Genomic DNA, 20,051 nt, shown 5'->3' on the forward strand with positions numbered 1-20,051 from the left:
TCAATGTCCTCCTGAGCCGCCGGCGGCCTTCACCGGCGCGAAGAAAAACGCGACCGGCACGAACACCGCGCAGAACACCGCGAGGATGCCGAACACGTCGATATACGCGAGGATCGTCGCCTGCGACACGAAGGTCTCGTACAGATGCCCGTTCGCGGTCTGCATCGCCTGCGCGAGCGGCTGGCCGGTGAAGTCCGCGACCGCCTGCGCGCCGCGCTGCAACGCGTCCTGATAGTTCTGCGACAGCGGCGACAGATGATCGGACAGATGCGCCATCTGCGCCTGCGAGCGTTCGCGGATCAGCGCGGTCGACAGCGAAATGCCGATCGATCCGGACACGTTGCGGAACATCGTGAACAGCGCGGACGCGTCGTTGTTCAGCGCGGGCGGCACGCTCAGGTACGCGAGCGTCGTGACCGGCACGAACAGGAAGCCGATCGCGATCGACTGCGCGCTGCGCAGCTTCACGAGCGTCGCGTAATCGACGTCCGGCACCAGCGTGCGCGCGTAGATCAGCGCGACGGTCAGCAGCACGAAGCCGGTCATCACGAGAAAACGCGTCTGGATATGCGGCATCAGCCGGCTGATGATGGGTATCTCCATCGTGATGAGCAGCGCGCCCGGCGACAGCACGAGGCCCGCGAGCGTCGCCGTGTAGCCGAGCTGCTGCTGCGCGAGCTGCGGCACGATCACCGCGCTGCCGTACAGCACCGTCGCGAACGCGGAGATCATCACGCAGCCGAGCGCGAAGTTGCGGTCGCGCAGGCAGCGCAGATCGACGACCGGATGTTTTGCATACAGCAGCCGCAACGTCGCGCCGACGAGGCCGGCCACCGCGAGCGCCGCGAACGTGACGATGAACGGCGACGAGAACCAGTCGTCGTCCTCGCCGCGGTCGAGCATCACCTGCAGACAGCCGAGCCCGATCGCGATCAGCGCGATGCCGGGAAAATCGACCTCGCGCCAGTTCATCCGCTTCGACGTGACCTCGCGGACCCACGGCGGGTCCTCGACCAGCTGCATCACCGCGAGCGTGGTCAGCACGCCGACCGGCACGTTCAGCAGGAACACCCAGCGCCACGTGAAGTTGTCGGTGATCCAGCCGCCGAGCGTCGGCCCGAGTACCGGCGCGACGACGATCGCGACCGCCGAGATCGAAAACGCGCGGCCGCGCTGGCTCGGCTCGAAGGTGTCGAGGATGATCGACTGCTGGTTCGGCTGCAGGCCGCCGCCGAAGAAGCCTTGCAGCACGCGGAACACGACCAGTTGCCCGAGGCTCGTCGCGATCCCGCACAGGAACGAGCAGACCGTGAACGCGACGATGCACAGCAGGAAATAACGCTTGCGGCCGAGCACGCGGCCGAAGAACGCGGAGATCGGCAGCACGATGCCGTTCGCGACGAGGTACGACGTCAGCGCCCACGTGGCCTCGTCGTAGCTCGCGGACATCGTGCCGGCGATGTGCGGCAGCGCGACGTTGACGATCGTCGTGTCGAGCACTTCCATGAACGCGGCGAGCGTGACCGCCACCGCGATCAGCCAGGGATTCGCGGCGGGTCGCCAGTTCTTCGGGTTCTTCTGGCCGCCCGGGTGCGCGTCGCTCATTCAGTGCCTCAAGTACACGGTCGGCTCGACCGACAGCCCGAGCGGCAACGGATGATCGGCGGGCATCCCGTCGTCGATCACGATCTTCACCGGCACGCGCTGCACGATCTTCACGAAGTTGCCGGTCGCGTTCTCGGCCGGGAACGCGGAGAAGCGCGAGCCGCTGCCGAGCTGCACGCTGTCCACGTGGCCGTGCAGTTCGAGCTTCGGATAGGCGTCGACGCTGATCTTCACCTTGTCGCCGGCGCGCATCCGGTCCAGTTGCGACTCCTTGAAGTTCGCGGTGATCCACACTCGCGGCGTGACGATCGAGAACAGCGACGCGCCCGCCTGCAGGAAGCTGCCGTACTGCACGTTGCGGCGCGTGACCCAGCCGTCCGACGGCGCGCGCACGTCGCACCAGCCGAGGTTCAGTTGCGCGGCGTCCAGTTGCGCCTCGGCCGCGCTGACCTGCTGGCGGCGCTCCTCGACGGCCGCGACCGCCGCGCGAATCTGCTGCGGCACGAGGCTCGCCGTTTTCAGTTGCGCCTGCGCGTTCATCACGTCCGCGTGCGCGCTGCGCTGCTGCGCGTCGGCGGTGTCGACGTTCTGTTGCGACGTCGCGCGCTGATCGACCGAATGCTGCCGCTGGTACTCGGCCTGCGCGCGGGCGAACTGCGCGGTCGCGGTTTCGATCTGCGCGCGCGCCTGCTGGTATTGCGCGGGGAACTGCACCCGCGCGATGTCCAGTTGCGCCTGCGCGGCGTCGAGCTGCGCGAGCGCGAGGCCCAGTTGCGCGCGCGCCTGTTCGACCTGCGCCTCGTAATCGCGCCGGTCGATCTCGACCATCAACTGGCCCTTGTGCACGTACACGTTGTCGTCGATCGCGAGCTTGGCGACGTAACCCGACACCTTCGGCGCGATCGTGATCGCGTTGCCGTCGGTGTACGCGTCGTCGGTGCTCTGCTGGTTGCGCGTGGCGAGCCACCAGATCAGCGCGCCGATCGCGATCAGCACGACAACGACCGCGAGGACGATCAGCGGCTTCTTGCCGGGGCCGCGTGGCTTCCGGTCGTCATTGCCGTGCTGGTCGCTGTCGCCTTTCTGCCTGCCGTCGTCGCCGGTTTTCTTCGCCTCGCCGTTGCCGCCGCCGTGATGGGCCGCATGACGCGGGCCGCCGCGATGCCGGCGCGCCCACGCGCCGACCGACGTTGCCGCGCGCTCACGCATGATGGCTGCCGCGTGGAAGCGCCGCGCGCACGCGGCGGCTCGGGTCGCGCCGCGCCGAATGCAGCGCGGCGGCAGGCGTATGAGCGAGCATCGAATGGCGGGCTTTCGGGGCCGAAAGCAGCGGGGACTCGCGATGACGCGATGCAGGAGGGAAGGTGTGCCTGTGCACGGGACGCTCCTTGATCGAACGAAAACGTCGTCCGGCCGTGTTGCCTGGAAAAAAACGGATGCACGGTCGAAGCGGATGCCGGTCAGCAAACCGCGTGCCGCCGTGCGCCGACGCGCGGCGGAACGCGCATCGTTCGCGGCACGCGAACTGCTGAAACGGTTGGCCGATGCTTCACCGACCCGCGATCCCTCCAGGAGGACACCATGAGCACACTCGACCCCGACAACGATCTGCCGCAACCCGACGTGCCGGGCCGCGACACCGGCGCGCTCGGTCCCGGCGATTCGTCGGACAGCGGCAGCGACTTCGCCGGCGCGAAGCGCCACGACTTCGACCGCGACACCGAACTCGACAATCACGCGCTCGAAAGCGGCGAAGCGGAGGCGGCGAGCGACAGCGACCGCTCGGGCACCGGCGAACGCGCGGCGGCGGACGGCGACGAGAACCTGTCGCCGGATGCGGACGTGCTGCCGGACCGGATCGATTCGTTTCCGTCGGCGGATGAAGCCGACGAAGCGGACGAAGCGGACGAGCGCGATGAATGAGAAATGAGTAGCAACACGAGGACGAAAGCGCGGCGACAGGTACGACGGTTGCGCACCCTGACGCTCGCTGCAAACGCAGCGGTTCCCGCGCGACCCGACGCGCGCGGTGCCGCGCAGTGCCGCGCAGTGCCGAATAACGACGGACGAAGCCCAACAGGCAGCGGAGGTGATGAACGTGGAAACCCAGGTCAGCTATGGCGGCTGCACGATCCGGCCGATCGTGACGGCGACGGACGACGGCCGGTTCATCGCATCGGCGGTCGTCACCGGTCCGCACGCGCGCGACGGACAGACGCTCGGCGCGCAAGCCGATTTCGGCCGGCGCGAAGAAGCGGCCGATCGCGCCATCGAACTGGCGATCGTGGACATCGACCGCAGGCGGTCCGTCCCGGACGGGCAACGGGATCGCTGACGCGCATCAATCTTTATTGAGCGCGCGACCGGCGGCCATCACGTTGTCACCGTGCGCACCTAAGCTCCCGGCTGGGTGACCGCTTTGCAGTCGCCGGTCACGTCATTCTGTCTCTGGAGAAAAGTAATGTTGAGCCCACACGAATTCGCGACGCTGATGCTCGTGCGCAGCGCGCCGGACCAGGTGGACATGAATCGCGCGGAACTCGATACGCTGCTCGAACAGCAACTGGTCGCGCTCGAACAGCTTGCCGAGGGTTATCGCCGGTTTTCGGTGACGCGCAGCGGCGCATCGCTGCTGGACACGTTCAGTCGCCCGGACCGCGAGGACGCGATGAGCCGTGACGCAGAGCCCGGCGCGGACGAACTCGCCTGACGGGCCTGGTCGCGCGGTAACGCCGCGCGGTGATGCCACCGCGCCGCCCGCTCCGGCGGCGCTTCCGAAGGCGGATCGCCTTCCGGTACAGGCGGCGGGTCATCGCCGGGTTGCGGGGGCGGTGGCTGATGAGGAGGGTCCGGCGGACCCTGCGGGTCTTCGGCAGGCAGATGCTCGTCCAGTGCGGGGGCGAACGCATCACGTTCGCCGCTTTTCACCTCGATCGTCTCCATCGTCTCTTCTCCCTCTGTTTCCCGGGCATGCGACGGCCGCACGCAGCAATGCGGCAATGCGGCCGCTCATCGCTCGACCGACCACGCCGCCGCTTCTCCCGCCTCGGTCACGAGCCGCGACAGTTCGCGCTCGACGCGTTCGTCGTCCGGCTTCGCGCGCCAGCGCACCTCGAACCGTTCCTCGACGCGCGCATCGTCGGTGGCGCGTGCCAGTCCGCGTCGCGCGATCCGGCAGCCATGGGGCTTCAGCGACAACGCGAGCCGGGCGGCGACCGTATCGCGCGGATCGGCCCCCGCGCGATGCACGATCGTCAGCGATACCCGGCGGCCGCGCGGCAGCCAGCGTTCCACGCGCGAAAACGTCCGCAGCACGACCAGCCCGAGCACCGTGCCCGCGATCGCGAGCGCATATTGACCGCCGCCCGCGCATAACCCGATCACCGTGACGAACCACATCGTCGCGGCGGTCGTCACGCCGCGCACGAGGCCTTCGCGATGCAGGATCGACCCCGCGCCGATGAACCCGACGCCGGACAGGATCCCGAGCGGCAACCGCATCAGGTCGAGCGACACGAACGAATCGGCCGGCTTGCCGTGCTGCGTGAGCAGCACGTTCACCTGCATCATCGCGATGCATGCGGCGAGGCATACGAGCAGCGTCGTGCGCAGCCCGGCCGCGTTGCCGGACTCGCCGCGATTGAGCCCGATCAGGGTGCCCGCAACGGCCGCGATCGCGAGCCGCAGCGCGAAGTCGGGCCATGTGGGATCAAGCGGCATCGGGTCCATGTGGTTCGCTTCGGCGGCGGATGCGGCGCGCCGCTTACAGGAACGGCTGGCCGCCCGTGACCGCGAGCGTCGCGCCGGACGTGTAGCTCGACTCGTCCGACGCGAGCAGCACATAGGCGGCCGCGAGTTCGGCCGGCTGGGCCGGCCGCTTCATCGGCACGGCCAGGCCGAATTCGCGCACGTCGTCGGCGGGCATCGTCGATGGGATCAGCGGCGTCCATACCGGCCCCGGCGCGACGCAGTTCGCGCGGATGCCGCGTTCCGCGAGCAGTTGCGCGAGGCCGCCGGTGAAGTTCTGGATCGCGCCTTTCGTCGCCGCATACGCGAGCAGTGTCGGACGCGGCTTGTCCGCGTTCACCGAGGCGGTGTTCACGATCGCCGCGCCGGGTTTCATGTGCGGGACCGCCTCGCGCGTGATCCGGAACATCGCGCCGAGGTTCGTATCGAACGTGCGGTCCCATTCTTCGTCGGTGATCGACTCGATCGTGTCGTGCGTCATCTGGTACGCCGCGTTGTTGACCAGCACGTCGATGCGGCCGAACGCGGCGACGGTGTCCGCGACGATCGTCCGGCAATGCGCGCGGTCCGTGATGTCGCCGGCGATCAGCAGCGCGCGGCGGCCAGCCTCCTCGACGTAGTGCGCGGTTTCGCGGGCGTCGTCGTGCTCGTCCAGATACGCGATCGCGACGTCCGCGCCTTCGCGCGCGAACGCGATGCACACCGCGCGGCCGATCCCGCTGTCACCGCCGGTGACGAGCGCGATCTTGCCCGCGAGCCGGCCGGACCCGCGGTAGGTCCGTTCGCCGTGATCGGGCTGCGGATCGAGCGGCGCGGTGCGGCCGGGATGCTGATGCTGCTGCTGTTCGGGAAACGGTGGAGCGGGGCGATGGGTGGACATGATGGGCCTCCTGGCGGTAGCGGTTCGATGAGGCGATGAGGTGGTGCAATGAAGGTGGTGCAATGAAGGTGGTGCAATGAAGGTGCAAACCGCGTGCCGCCGCTATCGCAGGTGCAGGGCGCGCGGTCTCGTCATTCGCCGCCCGCGAGTTTCGCCGCGCGCCGCAGCGCGGCGACGAGATCGGCGCGCGCCCGTTCGCGCGCGTCGGGGTCCGGCGCGCGCAGCACGTACGACGGATGCCACGTCGCGACGAGCCGCCGGCCGCGCGCATCGCCGACGTGGCCGAAGTAGTCCTGCAACCGCGCGGCCGGCTGGTCGAGCACCGCGCGCAACGCGGTCACGCCGAGCGCGACGATCACCGTTGCCCGCACCTTCGACAACTCGCGCTCGAACCAGTACGCGCACGCTTCGATCTCGCGCTGCGCGGGCGTCCGGTGCAGCCGCCGCTTGCCGCGCAGCGTCCACTTGAAGTGCTTCACGGCGTTTGTCACATAGACGTCCGACCGGCGGATGCCCGCGTCATGCAGCGCCGCGTCGAGCAGCGCGCCGGCCGGGCCGACGAACGGCTTGCCTTCGCGGTCCTCGCGGTCGCCCGGCTGCTCGCCGACCAGCATGATCGCCGCGTGCGTGGAGCCGATGCCCGGGACCGGCTGCGTCGCGTCGCGCCACAACGCGCAGCGGCGGCATTCGTCGAGCGTGTGCGGCGTCTGGTCCGGATCGACGTCGGGGTCGCGCGGTTTCGATGCGCCGCGTGCACCGCGCGTGCGTGCGGGCGAAGAAGGTTCGTGTGCCATGTTCGCTACTCCTGCGGCTGCCGCGCGGCGCGCTCAACGCTCGGACGCGCGCAGCCGCTGATACCAGCCCATCAGCGGCGCGGCCGAGACGCCGTGCACGACCACCGACGCGAGAATCACGCCGAGCGCCGGCGCGGCGAGGACCGCGATTTCGCCGCGCGGCGCGGCCTCGAAGGCATACGCGAGGTAATACACGGAGCCGATGCCGCGTATGCCGAACCAGCCGATGAGACGCCGCTGCGCGCGCGTCGCCGGCGACCCCGCGAGCGCCACCACCACCGCGAACGGCCGGATCACGAGAAACAGCAGCGCGGCGAGCACGAAACTCGTCCACGCGAACACGTCCGCGCCGAGGCCGGCCAGCACGTTGCCCGCGACGGTCATCACCGCGGCCTCCGCGATCCGCTCCATCTCGATCGTGAAGCCGAGCACCGACTGCGCCATGTACGCGTGCGCCTTGTCCGGGTGCGATGCGGTCGCGGTGACGTCGGTCGAATCGATCGTGCCGACCACCTCGTCCGGCGGCCGCGCGCCGCTCGCGCGATGCTCGACGCGCCGCATCGTGACGCCCGCCGCGAACACCGCGATGAACCCATAGGCGCCGACCAGCTGCGCGCAGCCGAACGACAGCGCGATCAGCCCGAGCGCGAAAAAACCTTCGAGGCCGAGCGCCTTTTCGTAGTGCGTGCGCAGGTAAGCGACCGTGTGCGTGGTGAGCCAGCCGAGCGCCGCGCCGATCGCGAGCGCCCCGACGATGCCCCACAGCGCATGCAGCGTGAACGTGGCGGCCGCGCCCGGCTCGTGCAACGAAGGGTCGTGCGCGGTCAACGCGAGGCCGAGCAGCGCGAACGGCATCGCGATGCCGTCGTTCACGCCGCCCTCGGCGGACAGCGCGAAACGCACGAAATCGAGGTCGCCGGGGTTGCGCACCTGCACGTCGTGCGCGAGCACCGGGTCGGTCGGCGCGAGGATCGCCGCGAGCAGCAGCGCCGCGCCGAAGCCGACCGGCAGCAGCCACGCGGCCGCGAGCGCGAGCAGCGGCACCGTCACCAGCATCGCGACGATGCCGAGCCGCACCGGCAGCCGCCACAGCCGGTTGCCGAAGTCGACGCGCAGACGCAGCCCGATCGCGAACAGCGACACGAGCAAGGCGATCTCGGTCATCACGCGCAGCGTGTGCGCGTCGCGCGCCAGATCGATCTGCACGAAACCGACCACCGGCGCGCCGAGCGCGAAGCCGATCGCGAGGTAGAACATCGACGCGCTGCACGGCAACTGCTTCAGCGTCGACGCGGCCAGCGCCATCACGACCAGCACCGCGCCGGTCAGCACGAACCACAGCGCCTCATGCATCGGCGGTGTGGCGCATGCGGAGCATCGTTCCGGACGACTGCGTTTCATGCCGTAGCGGCTGTTCGCGCGAGAGCGGGTTCATCATGGGCTCCGTTTGTTTTATTGAGTGTCGATGGTCCGATGCAGCAATGGCCGTTCCTTGCCCGTCTCGATGCGCGTTGGCGACGGTCGGCAGCTATTGCAACGCGGCTGGAATTCTTGCCGGCGTGTTTTCGCGGCGTGCCGCGCTGCAACGCGAACGATGAGTCGATCGCGCAGGGAACGGACATTGCTGAAGCTGTGCACAGGGATCGCGGCGTGGCCGCCGCGTCCTCGTTGAACACTTCGATGTTTTGACCAAAAGGAGCTTGACTGATGAACACACGTACCACGCTGATAGCCGCATCGATGGCGGCCCTGCTGGCCGCAGCCGGTTCCGCGTTCGCCGCGGGGCCGGGCGGCGGCGGAGAGAACGAAAACGGCGCGACCGGCGCGGGCACCGGCGCCGATGCGAGCGGCGTCTACTCGCCGCCGACGCGAGGCATCGAGCAGGGCGCGACCGCCGAGGGCAGCACGAAGGGCGTGCGCACGTCGCATAAGCGCATGCATCACGCGAAGAAGCCGATGAACGACACGACGAACATGCCGGGCGCGGACGCGAGCAGCGACACGAAGGGGCAGTGATGAGGCCCGATGCCGCCGCGCATCGCGCGGGTCAGGCGGCCGGTTCGCTCGCGCATGAGGCGCGCGCGCCGCGCCGCCGCGATGGTCACGCGAGCCACGACAGCGAGCGCGTGCGCGCGTCGGCCGGCGCGGGTGTCGAATATCAGTTGCTGCGCCTGCCCCCGAACGGCTGGGTGCCGAACAACCGCGCGCTGCCGGTGATCGTGTACCGGCGCGCGCTGTTGCCGGACATGGCCGATCCGGCGTCGCTCGCGGACGCGTTCGACGCGCGTTTCGCCGCGCACGGCTGGCCGCCGCAGTGGCGCGACTCGGTGTTCGATTACCACCATTTCCATTCGACCGCGCACGAGGTGCTCGCGGTGTTCGCCGGCCGCGCGGAACTGATCGTCGGCGGACCGGGCGGCCACGCGCTGCGCGTGTCGGCCGGCGACGCGCTGCTGTTGCCCGCCGGCACCGGCCATTGCCTTGTGTCGCGCGCCCCCGGTTTCCAGGTGACGGCCGGTTATCCGGCCGGCCAGCAATGGGACATTCGCCGCGAGGCGCTGACGCCGGAAGAAGCGAGCGCGATGGAAGCGTTGCCGTTTCCGCGCAGCGATCCGTTGTGCGGCGACCATGGGCCGTTACTGGACCATTGGCTCGCAGGCGGCGAAGCCAGTCGGAGAGACCTGTGACAGACGATATCGAAGCGATGATGAGCGCGTGGCGCATCGACCGTTTCGGCGGCCCGGATGCGCTGCGCAATGAAACGATTCCGGCGCCGCGCCCGGCGCGCGGCGAAGTGCTGCTGAAGGTGCAGTCGGCCGGGCTCAATCCGGTGGACCTCAAAACCCGCGAAGGGCGTTATCCGCTGATCCGCGCGGACGCGTTGCCGTTCACGCTGGGCCGCGACGTCGCGGGTGTCGTCGCGCAATGCGGCGAAGGCGTCGAAGGATGGGCGCGCGGCGTGACCGCCTATGCGTTCGTCGGCCAGGGGCAGGGTGCGTTCGCGGATTACGTGGCCGTGAGCGCGGCTGCGCTGTCGAAGCCGCCGGCAACGTTGTCGCTCGCCGACGCGGGCGCGGTGCCGCTCGCCGCGCTGACCGCGTGGCAGGGGCTGTTCGACCACGGCAAGCTGGAGCGCGGCGAGCGCGTGCTGATCCACGGCGCGAGCGGCGGGGTCGGCCAGTTCGCGGTGCAGTTCGCGCGCGAATGCGGCGCGCACGTGTACGCGACCGGCTCCGGCGAATCGCTCAATCTGCTGAAGGCGCTCGGCGCGGCCCACACGATCGACTACCGGAAGGACCGCTTCGAGGACGTCGCGAAGGACATCGATCTCGTGTACGACCTGATCGGCGGCGATACGCAGCAGCGTTCGTGGAGCGTGCTCAGGCCGGGCGGCGCGCTGGTGTCGACGCTGAACGAGCCGTCGCAGGTCGAGGCGTCGAAGCACGGCGCGCGTGCGACCCGCTACACCGCGCGGCCGGACGGCGGGCAACTGGCCCGCATCGCGCAGTGGATCGACCGCCGCGCGGTGCGCGTCGAGATCGTCGCGCGTTATCCGTTCGCGCGGCTGCCCGATGCGTTCGAGCGGCTCGCGCAAGGGCATCTGCGCGGCAAGGTCGTCGTGACGCGCGACGCGTAACGGCGGCGCGATTATTTGGCCAGATCTGCGGCCATCCCGAATTCATCGCCCAGTTCATCCGCCGCCAGCGCGCGGCGGAAATAATCGATCGTCGAGCGCAGGCCGTCGTCCAGCGCCGTGTGCGGCCGCCAGCCGAGCAGCCGTTCCGCGCGCTCGATCGCCGGTTTGCGATGCCACGGATCGTCCACCGGCAGCGGCCGGAATTCGACCGGCGACGGCGAGCCGGTCAGCTCGACGATCCGCTTCGCGATGTCGAGCATCGTGATCTCGTGCGGATTGCCGAGGTTCACCGGGCCGCCGGGATCGGCCGGCGCGTTCATCAGCCGGATCATTCCGTCGATCAGGTCGTCCACGTAGCAGAAGCAGCGCGTCTGCGAACCGTCGCCGTATACGGTCAGCGGCTCGCCGCCGAGCGCCTGCATCACGAAGTTCGACACGACGCGGCCATCGCGCGGATGCATCCGCGGCCCATAGGTGTTGAAGATCCGCGCGATCCGCACGTCGAGGCCATGCTGCCGCCGGTAGTCGGTGCACAGCGTCTCCGCGCAGCGTTTGCCCTCGTCGTAGCATGAACGCGGGCCGATCGGGTTCACGTGTCCCCAGTAGTCCTCGGTTTGCGGATGAACCCGCGCGTCGCCGTACACCTCGCTGGTGGACGCCTGCAACAGCTTCGCCTTCACGCGCTTCGCGAGGCCGAGCATGTTGATCGCGCCGTGCACGCTGGTCTTGGTCGTCTGCACCGGATCGAACTGGTAGTGGATCGGCGACGCGGGACACGCGAGGTTGTAGATCTCGTCGATTTCGACATACAGCGGAAACGTTACATCGTGCCGCATCAGTTCGAAGTTCGCGTTGTCGAGCAGGTGCGCGACGTTGCGCTTGGTGCCGGTGTAGAAGTTGTCCACGCACAGCACGTCGTGCCCCTGCGCGACGAGCCGCTCGCACAGGTGCGAGCCGAGAAAACCAGCGCCGCCGGTGACGAGAATGCGTTTGCGGATCAGTTCCTTCATGGTGGAAGTCCTGGGTCGGGTTCGGTTCGTCGGTACGCGTTTTTCCGTTCACGCGCAGACCGCGTGCAGCGCATCGTTCCAGTCGTACACGAAGCGGTCGATGTGGAAACGTTCCAGCGCGGTGCGCCGCGCGGCGTCGCCGAGCCGGCGCGCTTCGGTCGGGTCGTCGATCAGCACGCGCATCGCGTCGACGAGGCGGTCGAGCCGCGTATCGACGATGCCGTTGTCGCCGTTACGGATCACGCTCGCGAGTTCCGTGGTGGCGAGGCCGACGATCGGCATGCCGATCGTCATCGCCTCGACGATCGCGAGGCCGAGGCTCGTCCAGCGGATCGGGTTGAAGAAGAACCGGTAGCGTGCGGTGAACGCCGCGAGCGCGAGGTTCGAAATCTCGCCGATGCCGCCGGCGCTTTGCGCGTCCATCCCGACCAGATCGAGCGGCACACGCTCGCGCAGGTCAGCGAACACGTCCGCGCCGAGCCGCCGCCCGCGTTCGCGCAGGTGGTTGACGACGACGATCCCGCGCGGCACGTCGCCGGCATAACGGACGCCGTCGGGCACGACGACGCCGTGTTCGATCACGCGGGTCGGCGTCGCGCCGCTGTCCCACATCAACTGGTTGAAGTGCGTGACGTGCACGAGCAGCGTGTCGCGGTCGTCCACCCAGTGGCGCTGCGCGAACGGCGCTTCCTGTGGGGGATCGTGCTCGATGTACACGCGCGGCAGCCGGCGCTGCGCGTCGCTGAGCAGCGTGTGACGATCCGCGTCCCAGTGGCTGCGATGCTGATAGACGATCGCGTCGAACTCGCGCGACGCGATCTCCGACGCATCGACCTCGTGCACGTTCGCCCCCCACGGCAGCACGCCGGCGCGGCCCGCGTAACCGGGCGGCCGGCCCGGTTTCGCGACGACGTAGAAGTCGTGCGGCGCCTGCGTCAGGTAGTACAGGTAGTTGCCGTGCACGTGCCAGGTGAGCACGCGCAGCGGGCGGGCGTCGCGCATCAGCATCGCGGGTTTCCTCCGTGGGATCGGGGTTCGTCGCGTCGGGCACGGGAAAGCGCCGTGAACGCGGGCATGGCCGCGCGTTCGAGTTGCGCGCGCGCTGCGTCGATCACGTGCGCGACGCCGACGTTCAGCGCGCACGGATGCCCGTACGGGCAGTCGCGGAACATGCATGGCCGGCACGCGGGCCAGTCCGCCAGCACGCGGTGGCGGTCGTGGTCGAGCGGCGCCCAGCGGCGCGTGTCGCTGCCGGACGCGACCACGACGCTGCGCGTATGCATCGCGGCGGCGACGTGCGACAGGCCGGTGTCGTTGCAGACGACCAGCCGCGCATGCGATACGAGCGCCGCGAGTCCCCCGAGCGACGTTTCGCCGGCGAGGTGGCGCGCGGGCTGCGTCATCTCGCCGATCACGCCCGCGGTCAGTTCGATCTCGCCGGCCGTGCCGGTCACCGCGATCTGCCAGCCTTCGAGCGCGAGTTCGTCCGCGACCGCCGCGAAGCGTTCGGCGGGCCAGCGCCGCGACGGCAACTGCGCGCCCGGATGCACGAGCACCAGCCGCTCTGGATGCAGCCCGTGACGCGCGACGAGCCGCGCGTAGTCGTCGAGGTCCGCGCCGGTCAGCGGGAACGACAGCGCCGCGTCGCGCGCGTCGATGCCCATCGCGGTCAGCAGCGCGTTGTAGCGCTCGGGCTCGGGCAGGTCGTCCGGCCACGCGATGAAACAGCCTTCCGGCGGCGTTTCGTCCGGCTGCGAAAAACCCGCGAGCGCACGCGCGCCGAATCGCGCGACGAGTCCGTTCGCGATGCCGCCGCTGCCGTGCAACTGGATCGCGAGATCGAAACGCCGCGCGCGCATCGCGTCGATGAACGCGGGCAGGCCCGATTCGTCCTCGGGCTGCTCGGGGAAACCGCGCGCGCCAGGAAAGACTTCGAACGCGTCGATCAGCGTCGCGTAACGCGCCGCGAACGCACGCGCCCACGGCAGCCCGATCAGCGTGACGTGCGCAGCCGGCAGCGCGGCGCGCAGCGCGCGCAACGCGGGGATGCAGCACAGCAGGTCGCCGAGTTGCAGCGCGCGAAAGATCGCGATGCGGCGCGGCGCAACGGTGTCGATGAAGGTCGTCATCGCAGGCGCGCTCATAAGAACCACACGCGATAACGGACGGCTCCGTTGAGCCGCCAGAAGATCGACAGAAACGGAATCCATAGGGACGTCCACGCCATTTCCGCGACGTGCGCGACGCTTCTGCGCGTGCCGCGCAGCCGTCGCACGCAAAAACCCGCGGTCAGCACGAGCCACACGGCGAGCGCGCCGAGCGCGACGTCGACGCGGTCGAACAGCAGCGCGACGAGACCCCACAGCGCCGCGCACAGGATCGCGTAATAGAGCAGCGGCGGCCCGGACGAGATCCGCTGCCGGTACAGTTGCGGATGCTTGCGAAACAGCAGCGCGTCATAGCGGCTCTTTTTCTGCTGCGCGAGACTCACGCCCCAGCGCGCGGGCCGCACCGGATGCACGACGAGCGCATCGTCGGCGCGCACGACTTCGGCCCCGGCGCGCAGCAGCGTGAACTGAAGGTCCGAGTCCTCGCGCCACGCGGCGGTGAAGCGTTCGTCGAAACCGCCGGTCTGCACGAGCAGCGTGCGGCGCACGAACGCGTTCGCGGTCGCGAATTCCGCATGCGCAAGGCCGCTCGCATCGAGTTCGTAGTCGGTCGGTTGTTCGTCGAGCGGCACGACGATCCGGCCCGCCGCCGCGTCCGCGCGGTCGAGCGCGGCGACGCCCGCGCGCAGCCAGTCGGCCGCCGGCTGGGTGTCGTCGTCGGTGAACGCGATCAGCGGCGCGCGCGCCGCGCGCCAGCCGGCATTCCGCGCGCCGGCCGGCCCCTGGGTCGCGGTCACCGCGACGTAGCGGAGCGCGACACCGCGCGGCCGATGCTCGGCCGCGAACGCGTCCACGGTCGCGCGCGTCGCATCGTCCGGGCCGTCGTCGCAGACGACGATCTCGTAGCGCGACGGCTCGAAGTCCTGCCGGACGAGCGCGTCGAGACAGGTGCGCAGCAGGTCGGGCCGCCGCCACGTCGGCACCACGACCGACACGTCCAGATGCGCGAGCAGCGCGCCCGGATAACCGTCGTTCACCGGCTCGCTCGCGCCGATCGTGCGCGGCTCGCGCGCTTCGACGTCGGCGGGTCGCACGGCGGGCCTCATGCCGTTGCGTGCGGCTTGCGCACGAGAAACGGGCCGATCACGAGCGCGTCGAGCGGCGAAGTCCAGAACGATTCGAGCGCGTCGCGCGGCGAATTCACCATCGGCTCGCCGCGCGTGTTGAACGACGTGTTCACCAGCACCGGCACGCCGGTGCGCGCATGGAACGCGGCAATCAGGTCGTAATACAGCGGATGCTGCGCGCGGTTCACGGTCTGCACGCGCGCGGTGCCGTCCACGTGGCGCACGGCCGGAATCCGCGCGGCCTTGTCGGGCTGCACGTCGAACACGAACAGCATGAACGGCGCGCGGCCCCCGTCGACGAACCAGTCGGCCGCATGCTCTTCGAGCACGACCGGCGCGACCGGGCGGAAGTCCTCGCGGTCCTTGATCTCGTTGAGCTTCGCCTGCATGCCCGGATCGACTGGCGACGCGAGGATCGAACGTGCGCCGAGCGCGCGCGGGCCGAATTCGGTGCGCCCCTGGTACCAGCCGATCACGTGGCCGTCCGCGAGCAGCCCGGCGGTCTGGTTCGCGATGTCGGCGAGCCGCGTGTACGGCGTCTTCGACCACTTCAGGAACGCTTCGATTTCCTCGTCGCCGTACTCGGGGCCGAGGTACGCGTGATCCATCGTCCAGTGCCGCGCCGGCTTGCGGTCCGGCGCGGCGTCGGCGCGCTGCCGGTAATCGATCCACAGCGCCGCGCCGAGCGCGGTGCCGGCGTCGCCGGCCGCGGGCTGCACCCACACGTCGTCGAACGGCCCGTGATCGCGGATGAACGAGTTCATCACGCAGTTCAGCGCGACGCCGCCGGCCATGCACAGCTTGTCGAGGCCGGTGCGCTGGTGCAGCCAGTGCGCGAGTTCGAGCACCGTCTCTTCGAGCACGCGTTGCAGCGAACACGCGATGTCGAAGTGCCGCTGTTCCAGCGGGCCGCCGCGTTCGCGCGGAGGACCGAAGCGCGCGATCAGTTGCGGCTCCGCGACCGTGTAATGGCCGTTGCCGCGGTAGCGGACGATCTCGCGGAACGCGTCCGCATAAAGCGGTTTCCCGTACGACGCGAGCGCCATCACCTTGTACTCGTCCGACGAGTGCAGAAAACCGAGCCAGTCGGTCACCTGTTCGTACAGCAGCCCGAGCGAATGCGGCAGCTCCACCTGGGTGAGCCGTTTATAGTCGCCGTTCGCGAACCGGCCGAGGCTCGTCGTCACGCCTTCGCCGCGGCCGTCCATCGTCAGCACTGCCGCTGCGTCGAACGGGCTCGCGAGAAACGCGCTCGCCTCGTGCGCGAGATGGTGCTCGACGAAGTGCCATTCGAAGCCGCGCTCGCGATCCACTCCCGCGAAGCGCTTGCGCAGATGATGCGGCGCGCCGTCGAGCAGTTGCGCTTTCGCGTTCACCACATAGGTGAGAAACAGCGGGTCCCACGGCGAGCCGTTCGGCTGCGCCTTCGCGCGCGCCGGATCGAACGGTAGCGAGACCGTCGCCGGCGGCTTGCCGGACGGCATGCCGGGGAACAGCGACGGGTCGTACGAGTACGCGACGTGATCGACGTCCGCGAGCGTGATGCCGGCGGCCTTCAGGCAGTAGTCGATCGCGTCGAACGGCAGTTGCCACGCGGAAAACGGCACCGGCCGCTTCGCGTGCTTCACGTGCGTGAAGCGTTCGTCCTCGGCGGCCGCGAGCACGACGCCGTCGCGCATCAGCGCGGCCGCGCTGTCGTGATAGACCGCATTGATTCCGAGCGTGTACATGGGCGTTCCCATCCTCATCGTGGTTGAGCGGCGCGGGGCGGCGTCGTCATGTGTCGTCGTGCGTGTTCAGGCCGGCCGTTCGTCCGCGGTCGTCGCGAGCGGCGGTTCGGGCTCATGATCCTCGCTGGGTTCGTCGTCGCGCGGCAGGCCCGGTTGCAGCAGATCGAGCGCGGCTTGCGCGACGGCTTCCGGCTCGATGCCGAGCAGGCACAGGTGATGACCGGCCGGGCATTCGCCGCGATAACACCAGCGGCACGCGACGTCGCGATACAGCAGCCGGTGCGGCGTTTGCCATGGCGTGTGCTGCGGGTTCGTCAGCGCGTAGAGATCGACGACGGGCGTGCAAAGCGCCGCCGCGATATGGACCGGGCCGCTGTTGTTCGCGATCAGCAGCGCGGCGGATTCGATCAGCGCGACGAATTCGCCGAGCGCGAACGCACCGGCGAGATCGATCACGGATGCGCGGGTGGCCGGCTGCACCGCGTCGAGCACGCCGCGCGTCAGCGCCGCTTCGCCGGCGCTGCCGGTCAGCAGCACGCGGCAGCCGCTCGCGCGGATCAGCGCATCGAGCGCGAGCGCGTAACGTTCCGGCGGATAACGGCGCGACGCAGCAGTCGCGCCCGGATGCAGCACGACGTAGCGTTCGCCGCGCGCGATGCCGAGCGTCGCGAGCCGCGCGCGCAACGCGTCGCGATCGGCGTCGTGCACCGCGATCCGCAAACGCGGATCGTCCGTTTCCGCGCCGACTTCGCGCACCAGCGCGAGTTGCCGTTCCACCTCGTGACGCACGCCCGCATGCGGCTCCGGCTCGACGACCCAATGCGTGAGCAGCGCATATGGATTCTCGCGGCAATGCGCGAGCCGGCGCGGAATGCCGGCCTCGTAGCACAGCGTCGCGGCGGGCAGCGGGTTCTGGCTGTACACGGTGAAGATCGCGGCCGCGTCGAAGCGCGCATCGCGCAGACGTTCGACCAGCGCCGCATGATCGCGCGGGGTTCCGCGCGGCGCTGGGTTCACCCACGGCGCGTCGTATTCGATCAGGTCGTCCACGTCGGCGAGAAACGGCGCTACGGCCGCGCCGGCCGGCGACGTGAGCAGCGTGAGGTTACGGCCCGGCGCGGATGCGCGCAGCGCGCGCAACGCGGGCGTCGTCATCAGCACGTCGCCGAGATGATCGACGCGGATGCACAGAATCCGCTTCACGTCCGCGCCCCACGGCTCGGACAGCGGAGTCGCGCGGCGCGTGCTGGCGTGGGCGACGGCCGGCGCGATCGCGAACGGCGTCGTGTTCATCGCGGGACCGCACGGGTCTGCGCGAACGGCCGGCCCGACGCGCGCGGATGCTCGTAGTCGAACGTGTCCGCGATCATCTGCGCCGCGTCGCGCAGGTTAGTGACGATCGCATACGGCACGCGTTCGGGCGCGGACTGCCATTCGGTCTCGTTGCCGCAATCCGCGAGGATCGTGCGGCAACCCGCGCGCTGGCCGGCTTCGACGTCGTCGAGAATGTCTCCCACCATCCAGCTCGACGCGAGTTCGACGCCGTGCTCGTGCGCGGCGCGCAGCAGCAGACCGGGCGCGGGCTTGCGGCAATCGCATGCGCGCGCATACGGATGCACGCTGCCGTGCGGATGATGCGGGCACGCATAGAAGCCGGACAGCGTCGCGCCGCACGACGCGAACATCGCGTGCAGTTCGGCTTCGACGCGTTCGAGCGCGTCGTGCGGAAAGCGGCCGAGCGCGACGCCGCTCTGGTTGCTGACGACGAAGAGGCGCAGCGGATAACGCGCGAGCAGCGCGAGCGCGTCGGCCGCGCCGCGCGCGAAGCGCATTTGTGCGGGATCGACGTTGTACGGCACGTCGTCGAGCAGCGTGCCGTCCTTGTCGAAGAACACCGCGGGCCGCGACGGCGCGAGAGAGGGCAACGAATCGAACATGGTGGCGGGCGCTCCGTGGTCAGCCGAACGCGCGCAGCGTCGCGCCGCCCGCCGCCGCGACGCGCGGCTCGCGGTCCGGGTCCGCGCGCGGCGGCGCGAGTTGCAGGTAGACGTCCTCCAGTTCGCGCGCGATGCCGCGCCACGTGAAGTGCGCGTTCGCGCGTGCGCGGCCCGCTTCGCCCATCTGTTGCGCGCGCGCCGGATCGCGGCTCAGGTGTTCGAGGCGCTGCGCGAGCGCGTCCGGGTCGCGCGGCGGCACCAGAAAACCGGTCTCGCCGTGGCGCACCGTATGGCGAATCCCGCCGACGTCCGAGCCGATCACCGGCGTCGCGCACGCCATGGCCTCGACCGGCGTGATGCCGAACGGCTCGTACCACGGCGTCGTCACGAACACGTCGGCCGCGCTGTAGTAGTAGCGCAGCAGTGCGCGGTCGCGGCGGCCGACGAACGTCACCTGGTCGTCGATCCCGCCGCGATGCGCGACGCCGCGCAGCCGCGCGATCTCCGGCGTCGCGATCTCGTTCGGCGTTTCCGCGTCGCCGCCGACCACGTACAGCTGCGCGCGCGTGCCATAACGACGGCGCAGCGCGCCGATGCCGGCCACCACGTTGTCGATGCCCTTGCGCGGCACGAGGCGGCCCAGTTGCAGCACGATGAACGCGTCGCGCGGCCAGCCGAGCGCGTCGCGCGCATCGTGGCGCGCGACCGGATGGAACTCGCCGGGATCGAACCCGCATGCGACGAGCGAGATCCGCGCCGGGTCCGCGCGATACAGCTCGACCAGATCGCTTTCATCGGCCGGGCATTCGGCGATCACGCGATCCGCGCGGCGCACGAGTTCGTCCTCAATTGCGAAACGCTCGTCCGGAAAGCCGTCGTCCGCGCCCTGGTGCAGCCGGCGCACGCGGCCGAGCGCATGGAACGTCATCACGAGCGGCACCTTCAGCGTGTCCTTCACCTTCAGCGCGGCGAGGCCCGACATGAAGAAGTTCGCGTGGATCACGTCGTACGGGCGGCGCTCCTTGCGGCAGAAGCCGACCAGAAACTCCGCGAACGCGGGCATGTACGGCAGCAGCCGTTCCTTCGGCAACTGCATCGGCGGACCGGCGGGGACGTGGATCACGCGCACGCCGTCCATGTCCGAGACCAGCGGCAGCAGCGCACGGTCGCGCCGCGTGAACACGTCCACCTGATGCCCGGCGCGCAGCAACTGGCGCGCGACGTGAGCGACGTACACGTTCTGTCCGCCGGTATCGACGCCGCCCGCGACGGCGAGCGGCGACGCATGTTCACTGACGAGGGCGATCTTCATTGCGGATTTCCTTCACGAGAGGCGCTAAAGAGGGATGGCGTCCGGTGACGACACGTGCGAAGCGTTCAGCAGTTGGTGTGCCACCCCCCGCGAAGCCGCGCGCGGCGCGGTGATGCGGGGTTTGGCGAAGGTCGGGATGACTGCCGGATGCGGATCGCGTGCGC

At 69.7% G+C, this 20,051-nt stretch carries 20 protein-coding genes and 1 pseudogene; 7 read left to right on the forward strand and 14 right to left on the reverse strand.

The window, feature by feature from the left end; genetic code table 11:
• On the reverse strand, positions 1 to 1,605 hold the full coding sequence (locus tag BLV92_RS08910; RefSeq protein WP_090544157.1) for a DHA2 family efflux MFS transporter permease subunit: 1,605 nt from the start codon (positions 1,603 to 1,605) through the stop codon (positions 1 to 3).
• Complete coding sequence (locus BLV92_RS08915) at positions 1,606 to 2,814, reverse strand: HlyD family secretion protein (RefSeq protein WP_090544159.1); 1,209 nt, start codon at positions 2,812 to 2,814, stop codon at positions 1,606 to 1,608.
• A gap of 372 nt (positions 2,815 to 3,186) precedes the next feature.
• Between BLV92_RS08915 and BLV92_RS08920 the strand changes: the two genes are divergently transcribed.
• The 3 genes from BLV92_RS08920 (at position 3,187) to BLV92_RS08930 (ending at position 4,315) form a co-directional block, all read left to right on the forward strand.
• Entirely contained in the window at positions 3,187 to 3,528 is a 342-nt protein-coding gene (locus BLV92_RS08920; protein WP_090544161.1) for a chemotaxis protein, read from the forward strand.
• A gap of 106 nt (positions 3,529 to 3,634) precedes the next feature.
• Positions 3,635 to 3,940: a hypothetical protein gene (locus tag BLV92_RS08925; RefSeq protein WP_244283766.1), complete on the forward strand. Its 306-nt coding sequence runs from the start codon at positions 3,635 to 3,637 to the stop codon at positions 3,938 to 3,940.
• 126 nt (positions 3,941 to 4,066) lie between these two features.
• Positions 4,067 to 4,315, forward strand: coding sequence for a hypothetical protein (locus tag BLV92_RS08930; protein WP_090544165.1), 249 nt, complete (start codon positions 4,067 to 4,069; stop codon positions 4,313 to 4,315).
• 299 nt (positions 4,316 to 4,614) lie between these two features.
• Here BLV92_RS08930 and BLV92_RS08935 read toward each other — a convergent pair whose 3' ends face one another.
• The 4 genes and pseudogenes from BLV92_RS08935 to BLV92_RS08950 all read right to left on the reverse strand — a co-directional run bounded on the left by BLV92_RS08935 (position 4,615) and on the right by BLV92_RS08950 (position 8,379).
• Positions 4,615 to 5,325 (reverse strand): MgtC/SapB family protein, encoded by a 711-nt coding sequence (locus tag BLV92_RS08935; RefSeq protein WP_309147434.1) that lies wholly within the window; start codon positions 5,323 to 5,325, stop codon positions 4,615 to 4,617.
• 43 nt (positions 5,326 to 5,368) lie between these two features.
• Positions 5,369 to 6,235, reverse strand: coding sequence for a glucose 1-dehydrogenase (locus BLV92_RS08940; protein WP_090546943.1), 867 nt, complete (start codon positions 6,233 to 6,235; stop codon positions 5,369 to 5,371).
• A 128-nt stretch (positions 6,236 to 6,363) separates the two neighbouring features.
• A pseudogene (locus tag BLV92_RS08945) lies at positions 6,364 to 7,029 on the reverse strand (UdgX family uracil-DNA binding protein); the annotation flags it as partial.
• 30 nt (positions 7,030 to 7,059) lie between these two features.
• The gene (locus BLV92_RS08950; protein WP_090544171.1) at positions 7,060 to 8,379 is read right to left on the reverse strand and encodes a cation:proton antiporter; all 1,320 of its coding nucleotides are present in this window, start codon (positions 8,377 to 8,379) and stop codon (positions 7,060 to 7,062) included.
• A 120-nt stretch (positions 8,380 to 8,499) separates the two neighbouring features.
• Between BLV92_RS08950 and BLV92_RS31465 the strand changes: the two genes are divergently transcribed.
• The 4 genes from BLV92_RS31465 to BLV92_RS08965 are packed head-to-tail and all read left to right on the forward strand — an operon-like array spanning position 8,500 to position 10,663.
• Complete coding sequence (locus tag BLV92_RS31465) at positions 8,500 to 8,715, forward strand: hypothetical protein (protein ID WP_143040664.1); 216 nt, start codon at positions 8,500 to 8,502, stop codon at positions 8,713 to 8,715.
• Positions 8,716 to 8,733: 18 nt separating this feature from the next.
• Entirely contained in the window at positions 8,734 to 9,042 is a 309-nt protein-coding gene (locus BLV92_RS08955; RefSeq protein WP_090544173.1) for a hypothetical protein, read from the forward strand.
• Entirely contained in the window at positions 9,039 to 9,713 is a 675-nt protein-coding gene (locus BLV92_RS08960) for a cupin domain-containing protein (protein WP_244283767.1), read from the forward strand. The genes BLV92_RS08955 and BLV92_RS08960 overlap by 4 nt, the downstream gene beginning before the upstream one ends.
• Complete coding sequence (locus BLV92_RS08965) at positions 9,710 to 10,663, forward strand: NADP-dependent oxidoreductase (protein WP_309147433.1); 954 nt, start codon at positions 9,710 to 9,712, stop codon at positions 10,661 to 10,663. The genes BLV92_RS08960 and BLV92_RS08965 overlap by 4 nt, the downstream gene beginning before the upstream one ends.
• Positions 10,664 to 10,674: 11 nt before the next feature.
• Here the strand turns inward: BLV92_RS08965 and BLV92_RS08970 are convergent, their stop codons facing one another.
• The 8 genes from BLV92_RS08970 to BLV92_RS09005 all read right to left on the reverse strand — a co-directional run bounded on the left by BLV92_RS08970 (position 10,675) and on the right by BLV92_RS09005 (position 19,887).
• Positions 10,675 to 11,673, reverse strand: coding sequence for a UDP-glucuronic acid decarboxylase family protein (locus tag BLV92_RS08970; RefSeq protein ID WP_090544177.1), 999 nt, complete (start codon positions 11,671 to 11,673; stop codon positions 10,675 to 10,677).
• A 48-nt stretch (positions 11,674 to 11,721) separates the two neighbouring features.
• The gene (locus tag BLV92_RS08975; RefSeq protein WP_373681823.1) at positions 11,722 to 12,681 is read right to left on the reverse strand and encodes a glycosyltransferase; all 960 of its coding nucleotides are present in this window, start codon (positions 12,679 to 12,681) and stop codon (positions 11,722 to 11,724) included.
• The gene (locus tag BLV92_RS08980) at positions 12,675 to 13,802 is read right to left on the reverse strand and encodes a glycosyltransferase family 9 protein (protein WP_373681822.1); all 1,128 of its coding nucleotides are present in this window, start codon (positions 13,800 to 13,802) and stop codon (positions 12,675 to 12,677) included. Before BLV92_RS08980 ends, BLV92_RS08975 begins: the two co-directional genes overlap by 7 nt.
• 11 nt (positions 13,803 to 13,813) lie before the next feature.
• Complete coding sequence (locus BLV92_RS08985; protein ID WP_090544181.1) at positions 13,814 to 14,887, reverse strand: glycosyltransferase family 2 protein; 1,074 nt, start codon at positions 14,885 to 14,887, stop codon at positions 13,814 to 13,816.
• Positions 14,884 to 16,638, reverse strand: coding sequence for a carbamoyltransferase family protein (locus BLV92_RS08990; protein WP_090544183.1), 1,755 nt, complete (start codon positions 16,636 to 16,638; stop codon positions 14,884 to 14,886). Before BLV92_RS08990 ends, BLV92_RS08985 begins: the two co-directional genes overlap by 4 nt.
• A 66-nt stretch (positions 16,639 to 16,704) precedes the next feature.
• Positions 16,705 to 17,931 carry a lipopolysaccharide heptosyltransferase II gene (gene waaF, locus BLV92_RS08995; protein WP_090544185.1) on the reverse strand — a complete coding sequence of 409 codons (1,227 nt, stop codon included), beginning with the start codon at positions 17,929 to 17,931 and terminating at the stop codon, positions 16,705 to 16,707.
• The gene (locus tag BLV92_RS09000; RefSeq protein ID WP_090544187.1) at positions 17,928 to 18,575 is read right to left on the reverse strand and encodes a D-glycero-alpha-D-manno-heptose-1,7-bisphosphate 7-phosphatase; all 648 of its coding nucleotides are present in this window, start codon (positions 18,573 to 18,575) and stop codon (positions 17,928 to 17,930) included. The genes waaF and BLV92_RS09000 overlap by 4 nt, the downstream gene beginning before the upstream one ends.
• A 19-nt stretch (positions 18,576 to 18,594) precedes the next feature.
• Positions 18,595 to 19,887 carry a glycosyltransferase family 4 protein gene (locus BLV92_RS09005; protein WP_090544189.1) on the reverse strand — a complete coding sequence of 431 codons (1,293 nt, stop codon included), beginning with the start codon at positions 19,885 to 19,887 and terminating at the stop codon, positions 18,595 to 18,597.
• Positions 19,888 to 20,051 lie beyond the last annotated feature (164 nt).

This window comes from Paraburkholderia caballeronis, from assembly GCF_900104845.1.
Classification (GTDB): domain Bacteria; phylum Pseudomonadota; class Gammaproteobacteria; order Burkholderiales; family Burkholderiaceae; genus Paraburkholderia; species Paraburkholderia caballeronis.

Coding starts and splice junctions, on each gene's coding strand:
- BLV92_RS31465 (WP_143040664.1), top strand. CDS start 8,500: ATGCAGCAATGGCCGTTCCTTGCCCGTCTCGATGCGCGTTGGCGACGG.
- BLV92_RS08920 (WP_090544161.1), top strand. CDS start 3,187: ATGAGCACACTCGACCCCGACAACGATCTGCCGCAACCCGACGTGCCG.
- BLV92_RS08990 (WP_090544183.1), bottom strand. CDS start 16,638: ATGTACACGCTCGGAATCAATGCGGTCTATCACGACAGCGCGGCCGCG.
- BLV92_RS08910 (WP_090544157.1), bottom strand. CDS start 1,605: ATGAGCGACGCGCACCCGGGCGGCCAGAAGAACCCGAAGAACTGGCGA.
- BLV92_RS08970 (WP_090544177.1), bottom strand. CDS start 11,673: ATGAAGGAACTGATCCGCAAACGCATTCTCGTCACCGGCGGCGCTGGT.
- BLV92_RS08955 (WP_090544173.1), top strand. CDS start 8,734: ATGAACACACGTACCACGCTGATAGCCGCATCGATGGCGGCCCTGCTG.
- waaF (WP_090544185.1), bottom strand. CDS start 17,931: ATGAACACGACGCCGTTCGCGATCGCGCCGGCCGTCGCCCACGCCAGC.
- BLV92_RS08950 (WP_090544171.1), bottom strand. CDS start 8,379: ATGCATGAGGCGCTGTGGTTCGTGCTGACCGGCGCGGTGCTGGTCGTG.
- BLV92_RS08935 (WP_309147434.1), bottom strand. CDS start 5,325: ATGCCGCTTGATCCCACATGGCCCGACTTCGCGCTGCGGCTCGCGATC.
- BLV92_RS09005 (WP_090544189.1), bottom strand. CDS start 19,887: ATGAAGATCGCCCTCGTCAGTGAACATGCGTCGCCGCTCGCCGTCGCG.
- BLV92_RS08985 (WP_090544181.1), bottom strand. CDS start 14,887: ATGAGGCCCGCCGTGCGACCCGCCGACGTCGAAGCGCGCGAGCCGCGC.
- BLV92_RS08930 (WP_090544165.1), top strand. CDS start 4,067: ATGTTGAGCCCACACGAATTCGCGACGCTGATGCTCGTGCGCAGCGCG.
- BLV92_RS08975 (WP_373681823.1), bottom strand. CDS start 12,681: ATGCTGATGCGCGACGCCCGCCCGCTGCGCGTGCTCACCTGGCACGTG.
- BLV92_RS08980 (WP_373681822.1), bottom strand. CDS start 13,802: ATGACGACCTTCATCGACACCGTTGCGCCGCGCCGCATCGCGATCTTT.
- BLV92_RS09000 (WP_090544187.1), bottom strand. CDS start 18,575: ATGTTCGATTCGTTGCCCTCTCTCGCGCCGTCGCGGCCCGCGGTGTTC.
- BLV92_RS08915 (WP_090544159.1), bottom strand. CDS start 2,814: ATGCGTGAGCGCGCGGCAACGTCGGTCGGCGCGTGGGCGCGCCGGCAT.